The organism is Streptomyces chisholmiae, assembly GCF_031845445.1.
GTDB classification, from domain to species: Bacteria; Actinomycetota; Actinomycetes; order Streptomycetales; family Streptomycetaceae; genus Streptomyces; species Streptomyces chisholmiae.
This window is the reverse complement of sequence record NZ_JAVREO010000011.1, coordinates 175,251-193,905: the sequence shown is the minus strand read 5'-3', so window position 1 is coordinate 193,905 and position 18,655 is coordinate 175,251. Positions and strand designations below refer to the sequence as shown.

The following is an 18,655-nucleotide window of genomic DNA, read 5'->3' as shown; positions in this document are numbered from 1 at the left end:
GCCCGGCGGCCGGTCGGCCAGCGCTCGGAAGCGGGCGCGAGCACGCCGGGGCGGGCCGGCGAAACCGCCTTGGCGCCGCCGTGCGGGGCTTGCTAGGTTTCCGCGAGTGAACGACAACTCCCCGCGGATGACAGACCGGTTGATCAGTGCGGCGACGGAGGTGCTGCACCCCCACCGCGTCGGCGACCGCCTCTTCGGCAACGTGGGGTCCGCGCTGCTGACCGGCAGCGGCACCCTGCACACCGGGGTGTGCATCGACACCGGCTCGGGCACCGGCTTCTGCGCCGAACACGCGGCCATCGCCGCGATGGTGACCGCCCGGGAGTACCGGATCGCCCGCATCGTCGCCGTCTGGCGGAGCGACGAGGGCGTGCTGCACGTGCTCCCGCCGTGCGGCCGGTGCCGCGAGTTCATCCGGCAGGTCGACCCGGGCAACCTCGACACCGAGGTCGTCCTGGGCCGCGCCACGGTGGCCCCGCTGCGGGAGCTGCTGCCGGCCCACGCCTGGCCGGACCCGCTCGACTGACCCGCTCGCGCGGCCCGTTGGGCGGCGTCGCAACGGCCCCGCCGGGGCTGCGCGGCTTCGGGCGGGGCCGTACGGGTGTGCCCCGCCGAGGGCGGGGCACCGCGCTGGGGCGGGCTAGGCCGCGTCGAGCGGCAGCGACATGAGCACCCCCGTCTCGGCGAACCCGAGCGAGGTGTACAGCTTCCGGGCCACCGTGTTGCTGCCGAAGACGTGCAGGCCCACCGAGTTCGCCCCGTGCTCGCGCGCCGCCGTGGCGCAGGCCAGCATCGCCGCCCGGCCGTAGCCCCGCCCCCTGAACGGCTCGTGCACGACGATGTTGTAGAGGTACGCCTCCCGGCGCCCGGGCTCGCCGCGCAGGGCGAACCAGAGCCATCCGACGGCCTCCCCCTTCCCCTCCGCCGCGTCCTCAGCCGCGTCACGGACGGTGAACAGGTGGTTGTCGGGCGAGGTCACACCGGCCGGCAGCAGTTGGGCGAACGTCGCCCGCGCCCGGTCGAGCGCCTCCTCCCGGGGCCAGGTCCCCGCCCTCACCTTCTCGTCGGCGTAGTCCGGTATGGCGATCGCCGTGAACTGCTGGTACTCGGTCTCGCTCATCCGATCGAGCCGTATCCGTGCCGCCGTCATGTCCCAGAAAATACCCTGCGGTTCGCTCCCGGGCACACCCCGGCGCGGAATCACGGCGCCACGCGGCCTCCGCGCGCTCCGAACGCCCCGCCCGCGAAGCCCCTACGGCCGCAGGACGAGCCGGCCGAACACCTCGCCGGCGGCCATCATCCGGTGCGCCAGCACGGCCTCGGCCAGCGGCAGCGACGCGTGTACCACCGCGCGCAGTTCACCGCGATTCGCGGCGGCGAACTGTGCGCCCCGGGTTGATCGCCGCTCGGCCGCGGTCAGGGTGTCGGCGCTGAAGGTGGCGAACGACAGCGACCGGCGGAACGCCGCAACCAGCGTCGCGCCGAAGTCCGCCGGCGGTAGGCCGCCGACCACGCCGACCGTCACCAGCCGCCCGTTAAGCCGCAGCTGGTCGAGGAAGCGGGGCAGGTCGGCGCCGCCCACCACGTCGATGATGACGTCGTAGCCGGCCGGCGCCTCCTCGGCGCCCGCGCCCGAGCGGTCCAGCACCCGGGTCGCGCCCAGCGCGCGCAACCGCGCGCCCCGCTCGGCCGACGAGGTGGTGACCGTCACCGCGCCCGCGCCGGCGCGGGCCGCCAGTTGGACCGCCATGACGCCGATGCCGCCGGCCGCGCCACGCACCAGCACCGTCTCGCCGGGGGCCAGGTGGGCCCGGGCCAGGGCGTGTTGGGCCACCACGCCCGAGGTGCCGAGGGTCACCGCGTCGGCCGCTGACAGCCCCTCGGGCAGCGGGACGACCTCCGCCACCGCGACCGCGACCAGCTCCGCGTAGCCGCCGCTCTCGCCGGTGAACGCCGACACCCGCCGGCCGAGCCAGGAGGCGTCGACCCCGTCCCCGAGCGCGGTGACAGTGCCCGCCACCTCGCCACCCGGGACGTGTCCCGGCCGGAAGCCGAAGGCGGCGAGCGCACCGCTCCTGATCATGGTGTCGACGCCGCCGACCCCGATCGCCTCGGTGGCGACCAGCACCTGCCCCGCGGCCGGCTTCGGATCGTCGATGTCGACGACCGCCAGCCCCTCGGGTTCCCCGAACGTCCGGATCGCGACTGCCCGCACGGTGGTCTCCTCGTGTTCTCGTCTGCCAGGCGGCTCGCCTCGATCCGCCGTCCGGAACGTAACGGACACCCCCGTCCGGTTACCTAAAGTGGGAGCGGTGACCGACCCTTTGCCTCACTCCCTGCGCTCCGACGCCCGCGACAACCGGGCCCGTCTCCTTGAGGCGGCCCGCGCGCTGTTCGCCGCGGAGGGGCTGGACGTGCCGATGCGCGAGGTCGCCCGGCGCGCCGGGGTCGGCGCCGCCACTCTGTACCGGCGCTTCCCGACCAAGGAGTCGTTGGTCACCGAGGCGTTCGCGGACCAGATGCGGGCCTGCCAGGTGATCGCCGACGAGGGGCTCGCCGACCCGGACCCGTGGCGCGGCTTCTGTCATGTGATCGAGCGGATCTTCGAAGTGCACGCCCTCGACCGAGGCTTCACCGAGGCCTTCGTCTCGGCCTACCCGAAGGCGATGGACTTCCGCGCGGACCGGGAGCGCACCCTGCGCGCGGTCACCGAACTGACCCGACGCGCCAAGGCCACCGGCCAGCTGCGCCAGGACGTCTCCCTGGACGACCTGCTGCTGGTCCTCCAGGCCAACCGGGGACTCCAGGCGCCGTCATCGGCCGCCAGGGTGGCGGCCTCCCGACGGTTCGCCGGTTTCGTGCTCCAGGCGTTCCGGGACGACCGCGCCCCGGCGCGGTGATCCGCCTGGCTCCGGGGCCGCGGCGGCCCCGGAGCGGCGAGGATCAGGCCGCCTGGGGACGTTCGAGTCCACGCAGCAGCAGCTCCACCAGCCGGCGCGGGTCGTATCGGGGGTCGCTGTCCCGCCCGATGCAGAGATTGCCGATGCCGCGCATCAGCTCGTAGGGCTGGACGCCGGGCTCGATCTCCTCGGCCGCCACCGCGGCGTCGAGCAGCTGCTCGCAGACGGGCACCAGCCGGTCAAGGAAGTAGGCGTGCAGGGCGTCGAAGCCGCTGCTGTCCGACTGCATCGCGGTGGCGAGGCCGTGCTTGGTGACCAGGAAGTCGACAAAGAGGTCCACCCATCCCCGGAGCGCGGCGAGCGGGGTGGTGGCGTCGGCCAGCAACCGGGGGCCGGTCTCCGCGCACGCCTCGACCTGGTGCCGGTAGACGGCCACCACCAGGTCGGCACGGGCCGGGAAGTGCCGGTAGATGGTGCCCACGCCCACGCCGGCGCGGGCCGCGATCGTGCGGATCGGCGCGTCGACGCCGGAACTGACGAACACCTCGGCGGCGGCGGCGAGCAGGGCTCGCTCGTTGCGCGCGGCGTCGGCCCGCTTGCCGCGGGACGTCGTCTTTCCGGGGTCACTGGCGGCGGGCATCGCACGTTCCTTCCATCGGGCCGTTGACTAACCGGAACGTTGTTCCGTATATTAAGCGGAACAAGGCTCCGCTTGCAGCGTAGCCGAGTTCACCCATCTCGCCCGTCCCCCGCCCCTGCCCCTGCCCTCGTGTGCAGGCGTCGCCGTCCGCAAGACCGGAACGGCTCCGCACACGACCGACCGTGGGGCACCATCCGATCGAAAGCGCACCCACCATGACCGCGACCGCCCCGCGCCCCGACGTCCCCGACGTCCCGGCCGCCCCCGCCCCCGTCCTCTCCGTCAGCCCCGTGGCGCTGCCGGCGCCCGACCGGCCGGTGGACCTGACGATCCGGGTCTCCGCCCCGGTGACCGGCCAGCGGCTGCCGCTGCTCCTGCTCTCGCACGGCCAGGGGTACTCCCACCACCTGTCCTCGCTGAACGGCTACGCGCCCCTCGCCAACTACTGGGCAGCGCACGGCTTCGTCGTCATCCAGCCCACCCACCTCAGCTCGCGGAGCCTGCGGCTGGCGCCCGACACCCCGGGGGCGCCGATGTTCTGGCGGTCGCGCGCCGAGGACATGCGACACGTCCTGGACCGCCTCGACGAGGTGACGGCCGCCGTGCCGCAGCTCGCCGGCCGCCTGGACCCGAGTCGGGTCGCGGTGGCCGGGCACTCGATGGGTGGGCACACCGCCAGCCTCCTGCTGGGCGCCCGCGCCACCGACCCGGAGGACGGCACGGAGATCGACCTGCGCGAGCCGCGGATCACGGCGGGCGTCCTGCTCGCGGCCCCCGGCACCGGCAGCGACACCCTCACGCCGGCCACCGCCGAGAGCTACCCCTTCCTGGGCACCACGGACTTCACCACGATGACCACGCCCACCCTGGTGGTGGCCGGCGACCGGGACGACCCAGCCCACCTGTCGACCCGCGGCCCCAGCTGGCACACCGACCCCTACACCCTCTCCCCCGGCACGGCGACGCTCCTCACCCTCTTCGGCGCGGAGCACGGCCTCGGCGGCGTCGCCGGGTACGACGTCGCCGAGACGACGGACGAGAGCCCCGACCGGGTGGCGGCGGTCCAGCACCTCACCTGGGCCTACCTCCGCGGCCAGCTCTACCCCGGTGACCCCGCCTGGCCGGCGGCCCGCGACGCGCTGGCCGCCGCCCCCGCGCCGCTCGGCCGGATAGAGACCAGGTAGACGGGCGCGCCCCGCCGGGCGCCCTCGGGGGAGCCGGCCAGGGCGTCGAGCCGGCCCCGACCGGCCCGGTCCCGGGGCGCCGGGACGCGCGGACCGCTACGCCGCGCGGCCGTGTGCCATCCGGGAGCGGCGGGCGACCGAGTCGAGCATCACGGCCAGGGCCAGGACGAGGCCGGTGATGATGAACCGGAAGGAGGAGTCCAGGTCGAGCAGGGTCAGCCCGTTGGAGATCGACTGGATCACCAGGATGCCCAGCAACGCGGAGAAGGCGCTGCCCCGGCCGCCGAAGAGACTGGTGCCGCCGATCACCGCCGCCGCGATGGCGTTCAGGTTGACGTCCCCCGCGCCGGTGGCCTGGTTGGCCGCCGCCAGCCGCGCCGCGGCGATGATCCCGCCGAGCGCGGCCAGCGTGGAGCAGAGCACGAACACCGAGGTGTAGACCCGGCGCACGTTGATCCCGGCCCGCCGGGCGGCCTCCGCGTTGCCGCCGACCGCGAACACCGAACGGCCCCAGCCGGTGCGGGTGAGGGCGTAGTGCAGGACCAGGACGAGCGCCACGAAGCTGACGAAGAGCCAGCCGATGCCGCGCGCCCGGTTGAGATACCAGACGGCGAAGCCGAGGCCGAGCAGCACGGCCAGGCTCCGCGCCACCAGGAGGGTGGTGGAGCGGGCGGAGAGGCCGGCCGCGCGGCGGGTCCTGGCCAGGCCGTAGCCGGTGGCGAACAGCCAGCCGGCCGCGACCGCCACCAACAGGTAGGACAACCACTCGGGCACGAAGGCGAGTTGCGCGAAGTGCACCAGATCGGAGTCGAATGGCAGGTTGATCGCCCCGGTGTCCCCCAGCAGGTACAGCTGGACGCCCTGGAAGCTGAGCAGCCCGGCGAGGGTGGCAACGAAGCTGGGCACGCCGAGCCGGGTGACCAGTTGCGCGTAGACCGCCCCGATCAGCGCCCCGGAGGCCAGCGCGGCGGACAGCGCGAACAGCAGGGGCCAGCCGTGGGTGACGAAGGTGATGGCGGTGAGCGCGGCCGAGAGGCCGCTGACCGAACCGACCGAGAGGTCGATCTGGCCGACCAGCAGCACGCAGACCACACCCAGCGCGATGATGCCGACGGTGGCGCTCTCCATCAGCAGGTTGACCAGGTTGGCGCTGGAGAGGAAGACCGAGTTGAGCGACTGGAAGACGGTCCAGATCACCACTAGGCCGAGCACGATCGGCAGCGCGCCCAAGTCGCCGGAGCGCACCCGCTCCCAGAGCGCGGTCAGCACCTGGCGCGGCCCGCCGCCGTGTCGCAGCCGTTCGTCCAGCAGGTCGAGCGGCGCCGACGCCTCGGCCGCCTTGACGTCAGTCATCGCTCTTCTCCTCTCGGTCGGCTCGCGCCGCGGCGCGGCGGGAGACCACGTTGTCGGTGGCGCCGATCATGGCGGCGACGATCTCCTCGGCGGGCGCGTCGGCGGCGAAGACCCCGTTGTTACGGCCCAGGCGCAGCACCGCCACGCGGTCCGCGACGGCCCGGACATCCGCCATGTTGTGGCTGATCATGAGCACGCCGAGGCCGCGTTCCCTGAGGCGCTCGATCAGGTTGAGCACCTCGGCGGTCTGGGCCACGCCCAGCGCCGCGGTGGGCTCGTCCAGGATGATCACCCTGGGGTCGCCCAGCAGCGAGCGGGCGATGGCCACCGTCTGGCGCTGCCCACCGGAGAGCGAGGCGACCGGCACCCGGACGGTGGGGATCTTCGCCGACAGCTGGCGCAGCAGCTCCCAGGACCTGATCTCCATGGTGACCTCGTCCAGCCGGCCGGGCCGCAACTCCCGTCCCAGGAAGAGGTTCTGGATGACGTTGAGGTTCTCGCAGAGCGCCAGGTCCTGGAAGACGGTGGCGATGCCGAGGGCGTGCGCCGCGGCCGGGCTGGCGATGGTCACCTCGCGGTCCGCGAAGGTCACCGTCCCGGTGTCCGCGCGGTGCACCCCGGAGAGCACCTTGACCAGGGTGGACTTGCCGGCGCCGTTGTCGCCGACGATGGCGACCACCTCGCCGGCCGCGATGTCGAGGTCCACCTCGGTGAGGGCGGCGACGGCGCCGAAGTTCTTGCTGACGCCGCGCAGCGACAGGATGGGCCGGTCACTCGCCGGCCCGACGGCGGCCTCGGCAGGCGCGGTCATCTCACTGCTCCCACTCGATGCCGGCCGCGGCGCACGCCTCGGCGTACTCAGCGGTGCAGACGTCGGCCGCGGTCACCTGGGTGGACTCGGCGAGCACCGCCGGGAGGTTCTCCAGGGTGACCACGGTCGGCTCGAACAGTTGGGACGGGGTGTCGAACAGCTCGACCTCGCCCTCGGGGGTCTCACCCTGGCTGAACTGGTAGGCCACGTCGGCGGCGGCGGTGGCGACGATCTCGATCGGCTTGGAGATGGTGTTGTACTGCTGACCGGCGACGATGCGTTGGGCCGCGGCGACCTCGAAGTCGTTGCCGGTGACCGGCGGGATCTCCTCGCCCGCGGCCTGGAACGCGGCGACGGCGGCGCCGCCGGTGCCGTCGTTGGCCGCGACCACGCCGGCTATCTGGCCGTTGAAGCGGTTGATCTGGCCGGCGACCCAGTCCTGCGCCTCGGCCGGCTGCCAGCCCGGGGTGTCGAACTCGGCGAGCAGCTCGTAGCCGCTGTCGTCGATGGCGTTGTGGATGCCCTGTTTGATCAGCCCGGCGGCGGCGTCCGTCGGCGAGCCGTTGACCTGGAGCAGGCCGCCCTCGGCGCCGGTCGCGTCGAGGTGGTCGACCAGCGACTGGCCGATGGTCTCGCCGATCGCCTCGTTGTCAAAGGATATGTAGTAGTCGGCCGGGGTGCTGGAGATCGGCCGGTCGTAGGCGATGACCGGGACGCCCTGGGAGCGGGAGGTGTTGACGATGCTGGCCGCGGCGTCGGAGTCGACCGGGTCGATGACCAGCACGTCCGCGCCCTGGGCCAGCGCGGAGTTGGCCTGCTCCTGCTGCCGGGAGGCGTCGGCGTTGGCGTTCTGGTAGAGGACGGTGCAGTCCGGGCACAGCTCCTCGATGCGGTCCTCGAAGAAGGGCGCGTCCCAGAGTTCGTAGCGGGGGGAGGCGATGTCCGGCATCAGGAAGGCGATCGTGGCGCTGTCGCCACCGCCGGCGCCGTCGTTGGTGTCCTCCTCGGAAGCGCAGGCGGTCGCCGTGGCGAGGGCGAACGCGGCGGTCAGGGCGAGTGCGGTGGTGCGTCGGCTCACGGGTCGTTCCTTTCAGACCGGCAGGATGCGGTTCAGCGACAGCAGGGAGGCCGGGTGGGACGGGTCGGCGGGCAACCGGACTTCGGTGACCGCGACGTTGTCCAGCCGGGGGAAGATCCGCCGGTAGTGGGCTACCGGCAGACCCAGCAGGGCACACAGCGCCAGGCGGAGCGCGGTGCTGTGCCCGACGACCAACACGGTGTGCCCGGGCAGGCGTGCGCCGACGGCGCGGAGCGCGCCGGCGACCCGGGCGGCGGCCTCGGCGGGAGGTTCGGCGCCGGGGAACGGGTGGGCGACCGGGTCGGCGACGAAGCGCCGCACCAGCTCGGGGTCGGCCTCGGCCCTGGTACGTCCCTCCAGCTCACCGAAGTCCACCTCCCGCAGCTCCGGCACCCGCTGGAGTGGGACGCCGAGCGCCTCGGCGGTCGGGGTGGCGGTCCGCACGGCGCGGCGCAGCGCGGAGCTGACCACGGCGTCGACGCCGGCGGCGAGCGCGCCCCTGGCCAGGTCCTGGACCTGGCGCAGCCCGGTCTCGGTCAGGTCGGGGTCGCTGCGGGAGCCGGCGTAGCGGTTCTCCGCGTGCCAGACGGTCTCGGCGTGCCGGGCGAGCAGCAGGCGGCCGGCCGGCGCGCCGCCGGTGCGGCCGGTCATGACGCCGCCAGCACGGCCGGGTTGGCGCAGTGCCGTGGGGGTTCGCCGCGCAGCCAGCGGGCGGCCTCGGCGGCGACCAGGGTGGCGGCGCGGCGGGCGGTGGCCCGGCTGGCGCCGGCCAGGTGCGGGGTGAGCACCACGTTGGGGGCCGAGCGCAGCGGGTGGTCGGGGGCCAGCGGCTCGTTGTCGTAGACGTCGAGGCCGGCGGCGAAGAGGTGCCCCTCGCGCAGCGCGGTGGCCAGCGCCGGGTAGTCGACCAGGCCGCCCCTGGCGCAGTTGACCAGCACGGAGCCCGGGGGCATGGCGGCGAGTTCGGCGGCGCCGATCAGGCCGCGGGTCTCCTCGGTGAGCCGGGCGTGCAGCGAGACCACGGCCGAGGAGGCGAGCAGTTCGGGCAGCGCCACCAGGCGGGTGCCGTCGGGGAGCGTGGCCGGGTCGGCGTAGGGGTCGGCGATCAGCACCTCGGCGCCGAGGGCGACCAGGGCGCGGGCGACACGGCCGCCGATGGCGCCGGCGCCGACCAGACCGACGGTGCTGCCGGCGATCTCCAGGCCGGTGGCCTGGTAGGCGAAGAGGCGGCTGTCCCAGCGGCCGGCCCGCATGCTGTCGTGCGCCTGGGGCACCCGGCGCATCGCGGCGAGCATCAGGGCCAGGGTGTGTTCCGCGGTGGACTCGGCGTTCCGGCCGGGGGCGTAGGTGACGCGGACGCCGTGCGCGGTGGCGGCGGCGAGGTTGGCGTTGACCGGGCCGCCCCGGGAGACGGCGAACAGCTCCAGGTCGGGGCAGGCGGCCAGGACGCGTTCGGTGAGCGGGGCCATCTGGGTCAGGCAGACGCGGACGCCGGCCAGTGCATCGATCATCGCCTCCTCCGATCCGGACGCCTCGTCCACTTCGGCGATCCGGCCGAACGGCGTGTGGGGCCAGGGCAGTTCGAGCTCGCGCGGCTGCCAGGACGACGCGTCGCTCGCCGCGTGCAGGGCCTCGATCAGCAGCCGGTTGAGCACGAAGTCGTCGCCGGCGGCCAGCACGGGGATCGGTTGGTTCACGGTCGGTTCGCTTCCTTTCGGCCCGCCGTCGGGCCTGGCGCGGGTGCTTTTCGGGGACGGGCTCACGGGGTCGGCGGCGGGCTCACCTGGTCGGCATCAGGTGCTCCGCTCGGTCAGGCGGGGGTCGAGCCAGCCGCGGCCGGCCAGTTCGGCGACGAAGGCGCGGTAGCCGGGGAGCAGCGCCTCGGTGCGGGCCGGGTCGGGGATCAGGGCGCGGCGGAGGCGAACCAGCCGGCGGGCGGCGGCCGGGATGTCGCCGCCGACGGCGCCGGCGGCCAGCACGGCCATGCCGAGCCCGGGCTCCGGGTTCTCCGGCAGCCGGACGGGCACCCCGAGCAGGTCGCAACGGAGCTGGTTCCACCAGTCGTTGCGGGCGGCACCGCCGGTGAAGGCGACCGGGCCGCCGACGTCGCAGCCGGCGGCGGCGAGCAGCTCGAAGGAGAGCCGTTCCACGTGGGCGACCCCGGTGCAGACGGCGGCGAAGCGGGTCGGGTCGTCGTGCTCAGAAGCCCGCCCCTCGTCGGCGAGCAGCGGCCCGGCGCCGAGGAAGCCGCGGGCCAGCGGCGCGACGAACGGGAAGCGTTCGCCCTGCCCGACCAGCGGGTAGCACAGCGGGACTTCGGTGACCCGGGCGGCGGCCGCGGTCAGGGCGGCCAGCGCGGGCTGGTCGGCGTCGGGGAAGAGCGCGCGGATGGCGCCGGCGCCGGTGCTGGACGCGCCGCCGGGCAGCCAGCGGTCGGCGTGCGGGGCGCGGTGCGAGTAGACGGCGCCGGTCGGGTCCTGGGGCAGCCGCCGGCTGACGCCCTTGACCGCGAGGGTGGTGCCCAGCACGGTGTTCCACTGGCCGATGTCCAGTGCGCCGGCGGCGAGTTGGGCGGCGCAGCCGTCCGTCATACCGGCCACCACGGGGGTGCCGACGGGCAGTCCTGTGGTGCGGGCGGCGGCCGGGCGCACCGTGCCCAGCACGGTGCCGGGGCGGACCACCTGGGGCAGCATGGCCGGGTCCAGACGCAGCCGGCGCAGGATCGGCTCGGGCCAGCGGTCGGCGACCAGGTCGTAGCCGGTCTTCAGGACGTGGCTGGTGTCGCTGGCCACCGGGTGGCCGACCAGGGCCGCGGTGATCACGTCGGGTTGGTGGGCGAGCCGCGCGTCGCCGGTCAGCAGGCCCTGGTCGCGCCACCACAGCAGCTTGGGCAGCGCCCAGGCCGGCTGCATCCGGTAGCCGAGGGTGGCCCAGAGGTCGGCGCCGGCTTCCTGGGCCTGGGCGGCGAGGTCGCCGGCGCGGGTGTCGTCGTACATCAGGCCCGGGGTGCGGGGGGTGCCGTCCGGGTCGGTGAGGAGCACGGTGCCCGAGGTGGCGCAGACGGCGAGGGCGCCGACCGGACGGCCGGTCAGCCGTTCGGTGACGGCGGCCAGCGCCTCCTCGGTGGCCGCCCACCAGTGGGCCGGGTCCTGTTCGTGGCGGGGCCCGTCCCGGTGACCGGTCAACGGGCGGGCGGCGGCGGCGACCTGCCGGCCGGTGCCGTCCACGGCCAGCGCCCGGACGCTCTGGGTGCCTAGGTCGACCCCGAGCCACACCGGCTCAGCCATGGTCCCGCCACTCGGCCCAGCGGGTCGCCGCCAGCTCCCTGGTGGCGAGGAACTCGGCGTGCCCGGCGTCGTGCAGCTCGCGGGTGGTGACGTCGGGTTCGTATCTGGCGCGGGGTCTGACCAGCGCCGCGGCGGCCGACTTCAGGTCGGGGTGGTGGCCGAGCCGGGTGTGGGCGAAGAGCAGCGCGCCCTTGGCCCCGACCTGGCTGTCCTCGGTGCACACGGTGGGCACGCCGGTGATGTCGGCGATCAGCTGGCACCACAGTTCGCTGGCCGCCCCGCCGCCGCACAGGCCCAGTTCGACGGGGCGGTGCGGGGCGGCGGCGAGGCAGTCCCTGATCACCTGGGCGAGCCCTTCGAGGACGGCCCGGGCGAGGTGTTCCCTGCCGTGGGTGAAGAGCATGCCGGTGACCAGCCCGCTGGCCGCCGGGTCGAGGAACGGCGCCCGCTCGCCGGCCGGCGACAGGTAGGGCAGCACCCGCAGGCCCTCGGCACCGGGCGCGACCCGGGCGGCGAGTTCGGTCAGCTCCCGGTGGTCGCGCAGGCCCAGCAGCTCGACCAGCCAGTCGAGCACGCCGGTGCCGGCCAGGGTGGGGAAGGCCCGCACGAGCCGGCCCGGCACGCCGAAGTCCAGGGTGAGTCCGCCGGGTTGCCCGTCGGTGCGCGGGGTGTCGATCAGTACCTCGGTGCAGAGCGTGGTGCCCAGCACGCAGGCCGCCTGGCCGGGGCTGGTGGCGCCGACGCCGAGCGCGGTGGCGACGATGTCGTAGGGAGCGAGCACCACGGGCGTACCGGCGGGCAGGCCGAGGCGGGCGGCGGCGTCGGGGGTGACCTCGGCGACCTGCCGGTCGCCGGTGAGCAGGGGGGGCAGCAGCCGCTGGTACTCGGTCAGGCCGTAGGTGGCCAGGAGTTCCTCGGAGTAGTCGCCGGTGTGGATGTCCAGCCAGGGCGCGGACGCCTCGGACGGGTCGATGCCGAGCACGCCGGTCAGCCGGAGGAAGAGCCAGCCGCCGCAGGTGAGGACGGAGTGGGCGGCGGCCAGGGCCGCCGGCTCCTCGGCGGCGAGGTGGCTCAGCACGGCGTTGGGCAGGCCGGCGTTGGTGAGCGAGGCGTTGCGGCGGAAGGCGCGGTCCAGCACGCCGTCGGCGGCCCACCGGCGGACGGTGCCGGCGGCCCGGCCGTCGTTCCACAGCACGGCCGGGCGGACCGGCCGGTGGTCCTGGTCGACGAGCCAGGCGCCGTCCCCCTGGGCCGTCAACGCCAGGAAACTGACCGGGCGTGCCACACGTTCGACCGCTTCGCGCACAGTGTCGACCACCGCTTGCCAGACCTCGTCCATGTCCTGTTCGGCGCGGTTCCGCTGGGGGTGGTGAACGGCGGTCTCCCGCCGGGTCACCACCCGTTCACGCCCTTCGGCGTCGAACACCACCGCCTTGATCACGGTGGTACCGGCGTCCACGCACACCGCGACCGGTCCGTCCGCTGTCACCTGGCGCGCTCCTCTCTGACCAGCCGCCTGGTCGAGCCCGAAGTGAGGCGTATTACAGGCAGGGCGGCCAGAATTTCGCAACTTTTAACATTGATCTTGGTCGCGAGTCGTCGCCCGATCGACAAATACCCAGGTGGAAAGGCATGTTGAAAGGTGTACCCCGGTCAGCCGACCGGATTAACTTCACATGACTTAGCAGTGTCAGGCGGCGCGCACCACGTCGACCCGGGCGCCACGGGCGCGCAGGCCACGCACCGTCAGGCTGGGGGTGGCGTCGTCCACCACCACCCGGTCGAGGTCGGCTATGCCCACCAGCCGGTGCTGCGCCCGGCGGTCGAACTTGGTGTGGTCGATCAGCGCCACGGTCCGCGCGGCCGAGGCGATCAGCGCCCGGCGGGTGATCATCGTGCCCAGGGACTGGAGGTAGCAGTAGCCGTCGGCGACCGCCGTGGTGGACAGGAACAGCACGTCGGGCCGCAGCTCCGAGGCCGCCTCCGCGGTGGCCCGCCCCAGGAAGGAGTCGTAGGACGCGTCGTACCGGCCGCCGAGCCCGATCAGCTCGATGCCCGGCTGGGCGGCCAACGCGCGGATCACCGGCAGGAAGTGGGTCACCACGGTCAGCGGCGCCCGCTGCGGCAGCAGCCGGGCCAGCACCAGCGAGGTGGTGCTGTCGTCCAGTGCTATCACCTGCCCGGACTCCACCTCGGTGGCCAACACCTCCTCGGCGATCGCCGACTTGGCCTCCACCTGTGCCTGCATCCGGTGCTCCAGGTCGCCGTGGAAGGTGGTGGTCGGCGCGCTGGTCGCGCCGCCGCGCACCTTGTGCAGGAAGCCGCGTTTCTCCAACTCCCCCAGATCGCGGTGCACGGTCATGATGCTGACCCCGAACTCCCTGGCCAACTCGTCCACCCGGACGAACCCGGCCTCGGCGACCCGGCGGCGCATCGCCACCCGGCGCAGCTCGGGATTACGACGCGCCCCCTCGGCGACCACGGGATCACTCACCACCGCTCCAGCATCGCACGCCACGACCTGACACCCGCCCACCAGCACACCGACACCCTGAGTGACAGTGCGATGACTTATGGTTACCCCGCAACGTCAACTACCGGATTGCAGGGGGCAGCATGCGTGCCGTGGTCATGGAGAGGTTCGGCGGTCCCGAGGTGCTGCGGATGACCCGCGTGCCGGAGCCGGAGCCGGGGCCCACCCAAGAGCTGGTCGAGGTCAGTCGCGCCGGAGTGAACTGGGCGGACGTCCACGCCCGCACCAACTCCGCACTCGCGCCGGTGGAGTTGCCGCACGTGCCGGGCAGCGAGGTGATCGGCCGGACGGCCGACGGGCGCCGGGTGCTCGGCCTGACCGCCAGCGGGGGCTACGCGGAGCGGGCGCTGATCGAGCGGCGGATGGCCTGGGAGGTGCCGGAGGACATCAGCGACGACGAGGCGGTGCCGCTCGCCGTGCAGGGCCAGGCCGCCTGGCACCTGCTCTTCACGATGGCCCGAGTGCGCCCGGGGCAGCGCGTGTTGGTACCGGCCGCGGCCGGCTCGCTGGGCTCGATCGCCGTGCAGCTGGCCGCCGAGGCGGGCGCCCGGGTGATCGGGCTGGCCAGCACGGAGCAGCGGCGGCAGCTGGTCCGCTCGCTGGGGGCCGAGGCCGCGGTGGACTCCTCGCCGGACGGCCTGGCGGAGCGGGTCCGGGAGGCGGCCGGTGGGCCGGTGGAGGTGGCGCTGGAGATGACGGGCGGCGCGGTGCTGACCGAGACCATCTCCGCGCTGGCGCCGCGCGGCCGGCTGGTCATCTACGGCAGCGCCGACGGGCGGCCGGGGGAGCTGCCGATCCGGGTGCTGATGGAGCGCTCGATCACGGTCTCCACGTTCTGGCTGCCCCATCTGCTGTCGGCCGGCGCCGGCCCGCCGGCCAGCCTGGTGGCGCTCTTCGACGCGGTGCGCCGCGGCACGCTGCGGCCGATGACCGGCGGGGTCTATCCACTGGCCGAGGCCGGCGCGGCCCACCGGGCGCTGGCTGCCCGCACCCACCTGGGCAAGTTGTCGCTGTCGCCGTCCCGTTGAGACCGTCGGCCGGGCCGGTCGCCGCTGCCGGCCCCCTGGGGCGAACGCCCGAAAGCGGCTATCCCTGAGGGGAGAAGGTCTTTTCCCCCACACCGAAAGGACCGACATGCGCAGTATGAGAGTCGTGACGGTGGGAGTGATCGCGGCGCTGTTGGCGCTGCTGTCGCTCTCCCCCGCCGCCGGAACGTCGTCTCCGCCGCCCGAGGAGGAGGTGTCGGCCCGTGCGGTGCCGCCCCGCCTGGTCATCGACGACGACTTCCCCGACCCCGAGGTGATAGTGGTGGGCGACACCCACCACGCCTACTCCACCAGCTCCCGGCACGGCCGGGTCCCCCACGCGACCGCGCCGGGCCCCGACGGGCCGTGGACGATCCACGGCGACGCGCTCCCCGACCGGCCCGCCTGGACGGGCGACGGCGGCTTCTGGGCGCCCGACATCTCCCAACGGGCCGACGGCCGCTACCTGATGTACTTCACCGGCCCGGACACCGCCTCGGGCCGGATGTGCCTGGGCGCCGCGCTCGCCGACCGACCCGAAGGCCCGTTCCAGGCCACCTCGGACCGACCGCTGGTCTGCGACCCGGGCGAGGGCGGCGACATCGACCCGTCGAGCTTCGTCGACACCGACGGCACCCGCTACCTGCTCTACAAGAACGACGGCAACGCGATCGGCCAGCCGACCGTGATCTGGCTCCAGCGCGTCGAGGCCGACGGGCTGACCTTCGCCGGCCCCCGGGTCGAGCTGCTGCGCAACAACCTGCCAGCGGAGGACGGCGTCATCGAGGCGCCGGTCCTGGTCAAGCGCGCTTCCCAGTACGTGCTGTTCTACTCGGCCGGGGTGTACAGCACGCCCAACTACCAGACCAGCTACGCCGTCTCGGGCTCCCTCACCGGGCCCTACACCCGCGCCTACCGGCCGCTGATGACCACGGCCAGCCTGGACGGGGCGGTCAGCGGGCCGGGCGGGGCCGACATCGGCGACGGCCGGATCTTCTTCCACGGCGCCCTCCCGGCCGGCGGCCGCGGGCTGTACGTCGCCGACCTCGGCTGGGACAACGACTACCCGGTGGTGCGCGGCAGCCGGGTGCGGCACGAGGCGGAGCGCGGCACGCTCAGCAACGCCAGCGTGCGGGCGGCCGGCGGCGCCTCCCAGGGCGCGGTGGCCGCCGGCATCGACCACGCCGACAGCTGGGTCGACCTGCGGGTCTTCGCGGCGAGCGCCGGCCCGCACACGCTGCACATCGGCTATGCGGCCGGCTACGGGGAGGCCCAGCACGCCCTCTCCGTCAACGGCCGGCCGGCGGGCGCCGTGACCTACCCGGACCGTGGCTGGGAGAACTGGACGGAGGTGGCCGTCGATGTCGAGCTGACGGCCGGGGTCAACACGATACGTCTGGGCCACCTCAGCCGCTGGGCGGAGCTGGACTACGTGGAGGTCTCCTGAGCCGGGGCGCGCCGCCTGGCGCGGCCCCCCGGCGGGCGCCGGTCAGCCCTTGCCCTCAACCCTTGCCCTCAGCCCTTGATCGTGAAGCCGGCGCGCAGCAGCGCCTCGTCCCGGGACGAGGGACCGACCAGCAGCTCGAACGCGCCGGGCTCCACCACCCGGCGGCCGGCGGCGTCCACCAGGGTGCAGTCGGCGGCGGCCAGTTCGAGGGTGACGGTGGTCGACTCGCCGGGGGCCAGCCGGACCTGCCGGTAGCCCTTCAGCTCCTTCGTCGCCCAGGTGACCGAGGTGACGGTGTCGCTGACGTACAGCTGGACGGTCTCCAGCGCCGGCCGCCGGCCGGTGTTGCGCAGGGTCACCCTGGCCCGCACGGTGTCGGTGGCCGACAGGACGGGGGTGAGCACCTCCAGGTCCCGGTACTCGACGGTGGTGTAGCTCAGCCCCTCGCCGAAGGCGAACGGCTGGCGCTGGGTCAGGTCTGCGTAACGGGTGCCGTGCTGGCCGCGGATCTGGTTGTAGTAGGTGGGCTGCTGGCCGGCGTGCCGGGCGAAGGACAGCGGCAGCCGGCCGCTGGGCTCGATCAGGCCGAGCGCCAGCTCGGCCAGCGCCCGCCCGCCCCGCATCCCCGGGTTGAACGCGTAGACCAGGGCGGCGGCCTCCAGCACCGTCTCCGGCAGCACCAGCGGCTTGGAGCTGACCAGCACGACGACCAGCGGCTTGCCGGTGGCGGCCAGCGCCTCCAGCAACGCGACCTGTCCGCCGATGAGTTCCAGGGTGGCGGTGGAACGGCCCTCGCCGACCAGCTCGATCCGGTCACCCACCACCGCCACCACGTGGTCGGCGGCCTCGGCGGCGGCCACCGCCTCGGCGATCAGCGCCGCGTCCGGCTCCGCCGGGATGACCACGTCGGGCCTCGGCTGCCCGTCGGGGAAGAACGCGCCCTCCGGGTCGCGGCCCACGGTGAGGATCTCGGCACCCCTGGCGTGGGTGACCGTCCACCCCTCGGGCACCACGGCGCGGAAGCCGTCCAGCACGGTCTCGGTCTGCTGCCGCGGGTGGCCCTGCGCCATCCACGGGGTCTGCCCCGACGCGCCGGCCCAGTCGCCGAGTTGGGTGTGCTGGTCGTCGGCGTTCGGGCCGATCAGCGCGATCGTGCGGGCGCCGGCGCCGGCCGGCGCGGTGGCACGCCCATCGGGTCCGGCGGTGAGCCCGCCGGCCAGCGGCAGGGTGCCGTCGTTGCGCAGCAGCACCAGGGAGCGCCGGGCCACCTCGAGGTTCAGCTCCGTGTGTGCGGCGGAGCCGATCACGGCGGTCTGCCGCGCGGCGTCGGGGTGCCGCGGATTCTCGAAGAGGCCCAGTTCGAACTTGAGGGTGAGGATGCGGGCGACGGCCGCGTCGAGGTCGGCCTCCGCCAGGGTGCCGGCGGCCACCGCGGCCTGCGCCCCCTCGAAGAACTGCGGCGTGGTCATCACCATGTCGTTGCCGGCGCGGACCGCCGCCGCGGCGGCCTCGGTGTGGTCGGCGCAGATCAGCTGCTCCCAGACCATCCGGCCGACGTTGTCCCAGTCGGTGACCAGCGTGCCGGTGTAGCCCCACTCGCCGCGCAGCACGTCGTTGAGGAGCCAGTCGTTGACGGTGATCGGCACCCCGTCGATGGACTGGTAGCCCAGCATGAAGGTGCGGCAGCCCTCGCGGGCGACCCGTTCGAAGGGCGGCAGAAACCAGGAGCGCAGCTTGCGCCGGCTCAGGTCGGCCTCGGTGGCGTCCCGCCCGCCCTGCGTCTCGGAGTAGCCGGCGAAGTGCTTGGCGCAGGCCAGGATGGCGGTCGGGTCGGCCAGGCCGTCGCCCTGGTAGCCGCGGACCATCGCGGAGGCGAACTCGCCGATCAGGAACGGGTCCTCGCCGAAGGTCTCGCTGACCCGCCCCCAGCGCAGGTCGCGGGTGATGCACAGGACCGGCGAGAAGGTCCAGTGGATGCCGGTCGCGGCCACCTCGACCGCGGTCGCCCTGGCCACCCGCTCCACCAGCTCCGGGTCCCAGGTGGCGGCCATCCCCAGCTGGGTCGGGTAGATGGTGGCGCCCTCCCAGAAGGAGTGGCCGTGGATGCAGTCCTCGGCGATCAGCAGCGGGATGCCCAGCCTGGTCCGGGCGACCAGGGCATGGGCCTCCAGGACCCGTTCGGGGGAGGTGTGCAGGATCGAGCCCACGTGCAGGTCCCGGACGAGGTGCTCGACGCCCTCGGTCCCGGAGAGCTGCATCATCTGCCCGACCTTTTCCGGCAGGGTCATCCGGCCGATGAGGTCGGCGACGCGCTCGGTGACGGGCAGCGCGGGGTCGAGGTAGGGCAGAGGGGAGTTCACGGGGTTCCTTTCCCGAGGGGGAACGGGTGGGTCGGCC

General features: G+C 74.1%; 17 protein-coding genes. 5 read left to right on the top strand and 12 right to left on the bottom strand.

Going from position 1 to position 18,655, the window contains the following annotated elements; all coding sequences use genetic code 11:
- Positions 1 to 106: 106 nt before the first annotated feature.
- Positions 107 to 526, top strand: coding sequence for a cytidine deaminase family protein (locus RM844_RS19565; RefSeq protein ID WP_311668575.1), 420 nt, complete (start codon positions 107 to 109; stop codon positions 524 to 526).
- 114 nt (positions 527 to 640) lie between these two features.
- On the opposite strand, the gene RM844_RS19560 is transcribed toward RM844_RS19565, so the two are convergent.
- Together RM844_RS19560 and RM844_RS19555 are read right to left on the bottom strand one after the other, a co-directional pair.
- On the bottom strand, positions 641 to 1,150 hold the full coding sequence (locus tag RM844_RS19560) for a GNAT family N-acetyltransferase (protein ID WP_311668574.1): 510 nt from the start codon (positions 1,148 to 1,150) through the stop codon (positions 641 to 643).
- Between the two features lie 102 nt (positions 1,151 to 1,252).
- Positions 1,253 to 2,215: a zinc-binding dehydrogenase gene (locus tag RM844_RS19555; RefSeq protein WP_311668573.1), complete on the bottom strand. Its 963-nt coding sequence runs from the start codon at positions 2,213 to 2,215 to the stop codon at positions 1,253 to 1,255.
- A gap of 97 nt (positions 2,216 to 2,312) precedes the next feature.
- Here RM844_RS19555 and RM844_RS19550 point away from each other — a divergent pair, with 97 nt between their 5' ends.
- Positions 2,313 to 2,900, top strand: coding sequence for a TetR/AcrR family transcriptional regulator (locus RM844_RS19550; protein WP_311668572.1), 588 nt, complete (start codon positions 2,313 to 2,315; stop codon positions 2,898 to 2,900).
- A gap of 43 nt (positions 2,901 to 2,943) precedes the next feature.
- Here the strand turns inward: RM844_RS19550 and RM844_RS19545 are convergent, their stop codons facing one another.
- A complete protein-coding gene (locus tag RM844_RS19545; RefSeq protein ID WP_311668571.1) occupies positions 2,944 to 3,540 on the bottom strand; it encodes a TetR/AcrR family transcriptional regulator in 597 nt (198 codons plus the stop codon).
- A gap of 215 nt (positions 3,541 to 3,755) precedes the next feature.
- Here RM844_RS19545 and RM844_RS19540 point away from each other — a divergent pair, with 215 nt between their 5' ends.
- On the top strand, positions 3,756 to 4,724 hold the full coding sequence (locus tag RM844_RS19540) for an alpha/beta hydrolase family protein (protein WP_311668570.1): 969 nt from the start codon (positions 3,756 to 3,758) through the stop codon (positions 4,722 to 4,724).
- A gap of 96 nt (positions 4,725 to 4,820) precedes the next feature.
- Here RM844_RS19540 and RM844_RS19535 read toward each other — a convergent pair whose 3' ends face one another.
- The 8 genes from RM844_RS19535 to RM844_RS19500 all read right to left on the bottom strand — a co-directional run bounded on the left by RM844_RS19535 (position 4,821) and on the right by RM844_RS19500 (position 13,747).
- On the bottom strand, positions 4,821 to 6,077 hold the full coding sequence (locus RM844_RS19535; protein ID WP_311668569.1) for a sugar ABC transporter permease: 1,257 nt from the start codon (positions 6,075 to 6,077) through the stop codon (positions 4,821 to 4,823).
- Entirely contained in the window at positions 6,070 to 6,888 is an 819-nt protein-coding gene (locus RM844_RS19530) for an ATP-binding cassette domain-containing protein (RefSeq protein ID WP_311668568.1), read from the bottom strand. The genes RM844_RS19535 and RM844_RS19530 overlap by 8 nt, the downstream gene beginning before the upstream one ends.
- Position 6,889: 1 nt before the next feature.
- The gene (locus RM844_RS19525) at positions 6,890 to 7,966 is read right to left on the bottom strand and encodes a substrate-binding domain-containing protein (RefSeq protein WP_311668567.1); all 1,077 of its coding nucleotides are present in this window, start codon (positions 7,964 to 7,966) and stop codon (positions 6,890 to 6,892) included.
- Positions 7,967 to 7,978: 12 nt separating this feature from the next.
- Positions 7,979 to 8,617 carry a histidine phosphatase family protein gene (locus tag RM844_RS19520; protein ID WP_311668566.1) on the bottom strand — a complete coding sequence of 213 codons (639 nt, stop codon included), beginning with the start codon at positions 8,615 to 8,617 and terminating at the stop codon, positions 7,979 to 7,981.
- Positions 8,614 to 9,663, bottom strand: a complete 1,050-nt coding sequence (locus RM844_RS19515; protein WP_311668565.1) for a 2-hydroxyacid dehydrogenase — start codon at positions 9,661 to 9,663, stop codon at positions 8,614 to 8,616. The genes RM844_RS19520 and RM844_RS19515 overlap by 4 nt, the downstream gene beginning before the upstream one ends.
- A 96-nt stretch (positions 9,664 to 9,759) precedes the next feature.
- Positions 9,760 to 11,253, bottom strand: a complete 1,494-nt coding sequence (locus RM844_RS19510; RefSeq protein ID WP_311668564.1) for an FGGY-family carbohydrate kinase — start codon at positions 11,251 to 11,253, stop codon at positions 9,760 to 9,762.
- Positions 11,246 to 12,742, bottom strand: coding sequence for an FGGY-family carbohydrate kinase (locus tag RM844_RS19505; protein ID WP_311668563.1), 1,497 nt, complete (start codon positions 12,740 to 12,742; stop codon positions 11,246 to 11,248). Before RM844_RS19505 ends, RM844_RS19510 begins: the two co-directional genes overlap by 8 nt.
- A 201-nt stretch (positions 12,743 to 12,943) precedes the next feature.
- Positions 12,944 to 13,747: a DeoR/GlpR family DNA-binding transcription regulator gene (locus tag RM844_RS19500; RefSeq protein WP_311668562.1), complete on the bottom strand. Its 804-nt coding sequence runs from the start codon at positions 13,745 to 13,747 to the stop codon at positions 12,944 to 12,946.
- Between the two features lie 122 nt (positions 13,748 to 13,869).
- Here RM844_RS19500 and RM844_RS19495 point away from each other — a divergent pair, with 122 nt between their 5' ends.
- Both RM844_RS19495 and RM844_RS19490 read left to right on the top strand, forming a co-directional pair.
- Positions 13,870 to 14,814 carry a quinone oxidoreductase family protein gene (locus RM844_RS19495; RefSeq protein WP_311668561.1) on the top strand — a complete coding sequence of 315 codons (945 nt, stop codon included), beginning with the start codon at positions 13,870 to 13,872 and terminating at the stop codon, positions 14,812 to 14,814.
- Positions 14,815 to 14,920: 106 nt separating this feature from the next.
- The gene (locus RM844_RS19490) at positions 14,921 to 16,258 is read left to right on the top strand and encodes a family 43 glycosylhydrolase (RefSeq protein WP_311668560.1); all 1,338 of its coding nucleotides are present in this window, start codon (positions 14,921 to 14,923) and stop codon (positions 16,256 to 16,258) included.
- Between the two features lie 68 nt (positions 16,259 to 16,326).
- Here RM844_RS19490 and RM844_RS19485 read toward each other — a convergent pair whose 3' ends face one another.
- Positions 16,327 to 18,618: an exo-beta-d-1,3/1,6-glucosidase gene (locus RM844_RS19485; protein ID WP_311668559.1), complete on the bottom strand. Its 2,292-nt coding sequence runs from the start codon at positions 18,616 to 18,618 to the stop codon at positions 16,327 to 16,329.
- Positions 18,619 to 18,655: the final 37 nt, after the last annotated feature.

Coding starts and splice junctions, on each gene's coding strand:
- RM844_RS19545 (WP_311668571.1), bottom strand. CDS start 3,540: ATGCCCGCCGCCAGTGACCCCGGAAAGACGACGTCCCGCGGCAAGCGG.
- RM844_RS19530 (WP_311668568.1), bottom strand. CDS start 6,888: ATGACCGCGCCTGCCGAGGCCGCCGTCGGGCCGGCGAGTGACCGGCCC.
- RM844_RS19540 (WP_311668570.1), top strand. CDS start 3,756: ATGACCGCGACCGCCCCGCGCCCCGACGTCCCCGACGTCCCGGCCGCC.
- RM844_RS19495 (WP_311668561.1), top strand. CDS start 13,870: ATGCGTGCCGTGGTCATGGAGAGGTTCGGCGGTCCCGAGGTGCTGCGG.
- RM844_RS19510 (WP_311668564.1), bottom strand. CDS start 11,253: ATGGCTGAGCCGGTGTGGCTCGGGGTCGACCTAGGCACCCAGAGCGTC.
- RM844_RS19535 (WP_311668569.1), bottom strand. CDS start 6,077: ATGACTGACGTCAAGGCGGCCGAGGCGTCGGCGCCGCTCGACCTGCTG.
- RM844_RS19560 (WP_311668574.1), bottom strand. CDS start 1,150: ATGACGGCGGCACGGATACGGCTCGATCGGATGAGCGAGACCGAGTAC.
- RM844_RS19490 (WP_311668560.1), top strand. CDS start 14,921: ATGCGCAGTATGAGAGTCGTGACGGTGGGAGTGATCGCGGCGCTGTTG.
- RM844_RS19520 (WP_311668566.1), bottom strand. CDS start 8,617: ATGACCGGCCGCACCGGCGGCGCGCCGGCCGGCCGCCTGCTGCTCGCC.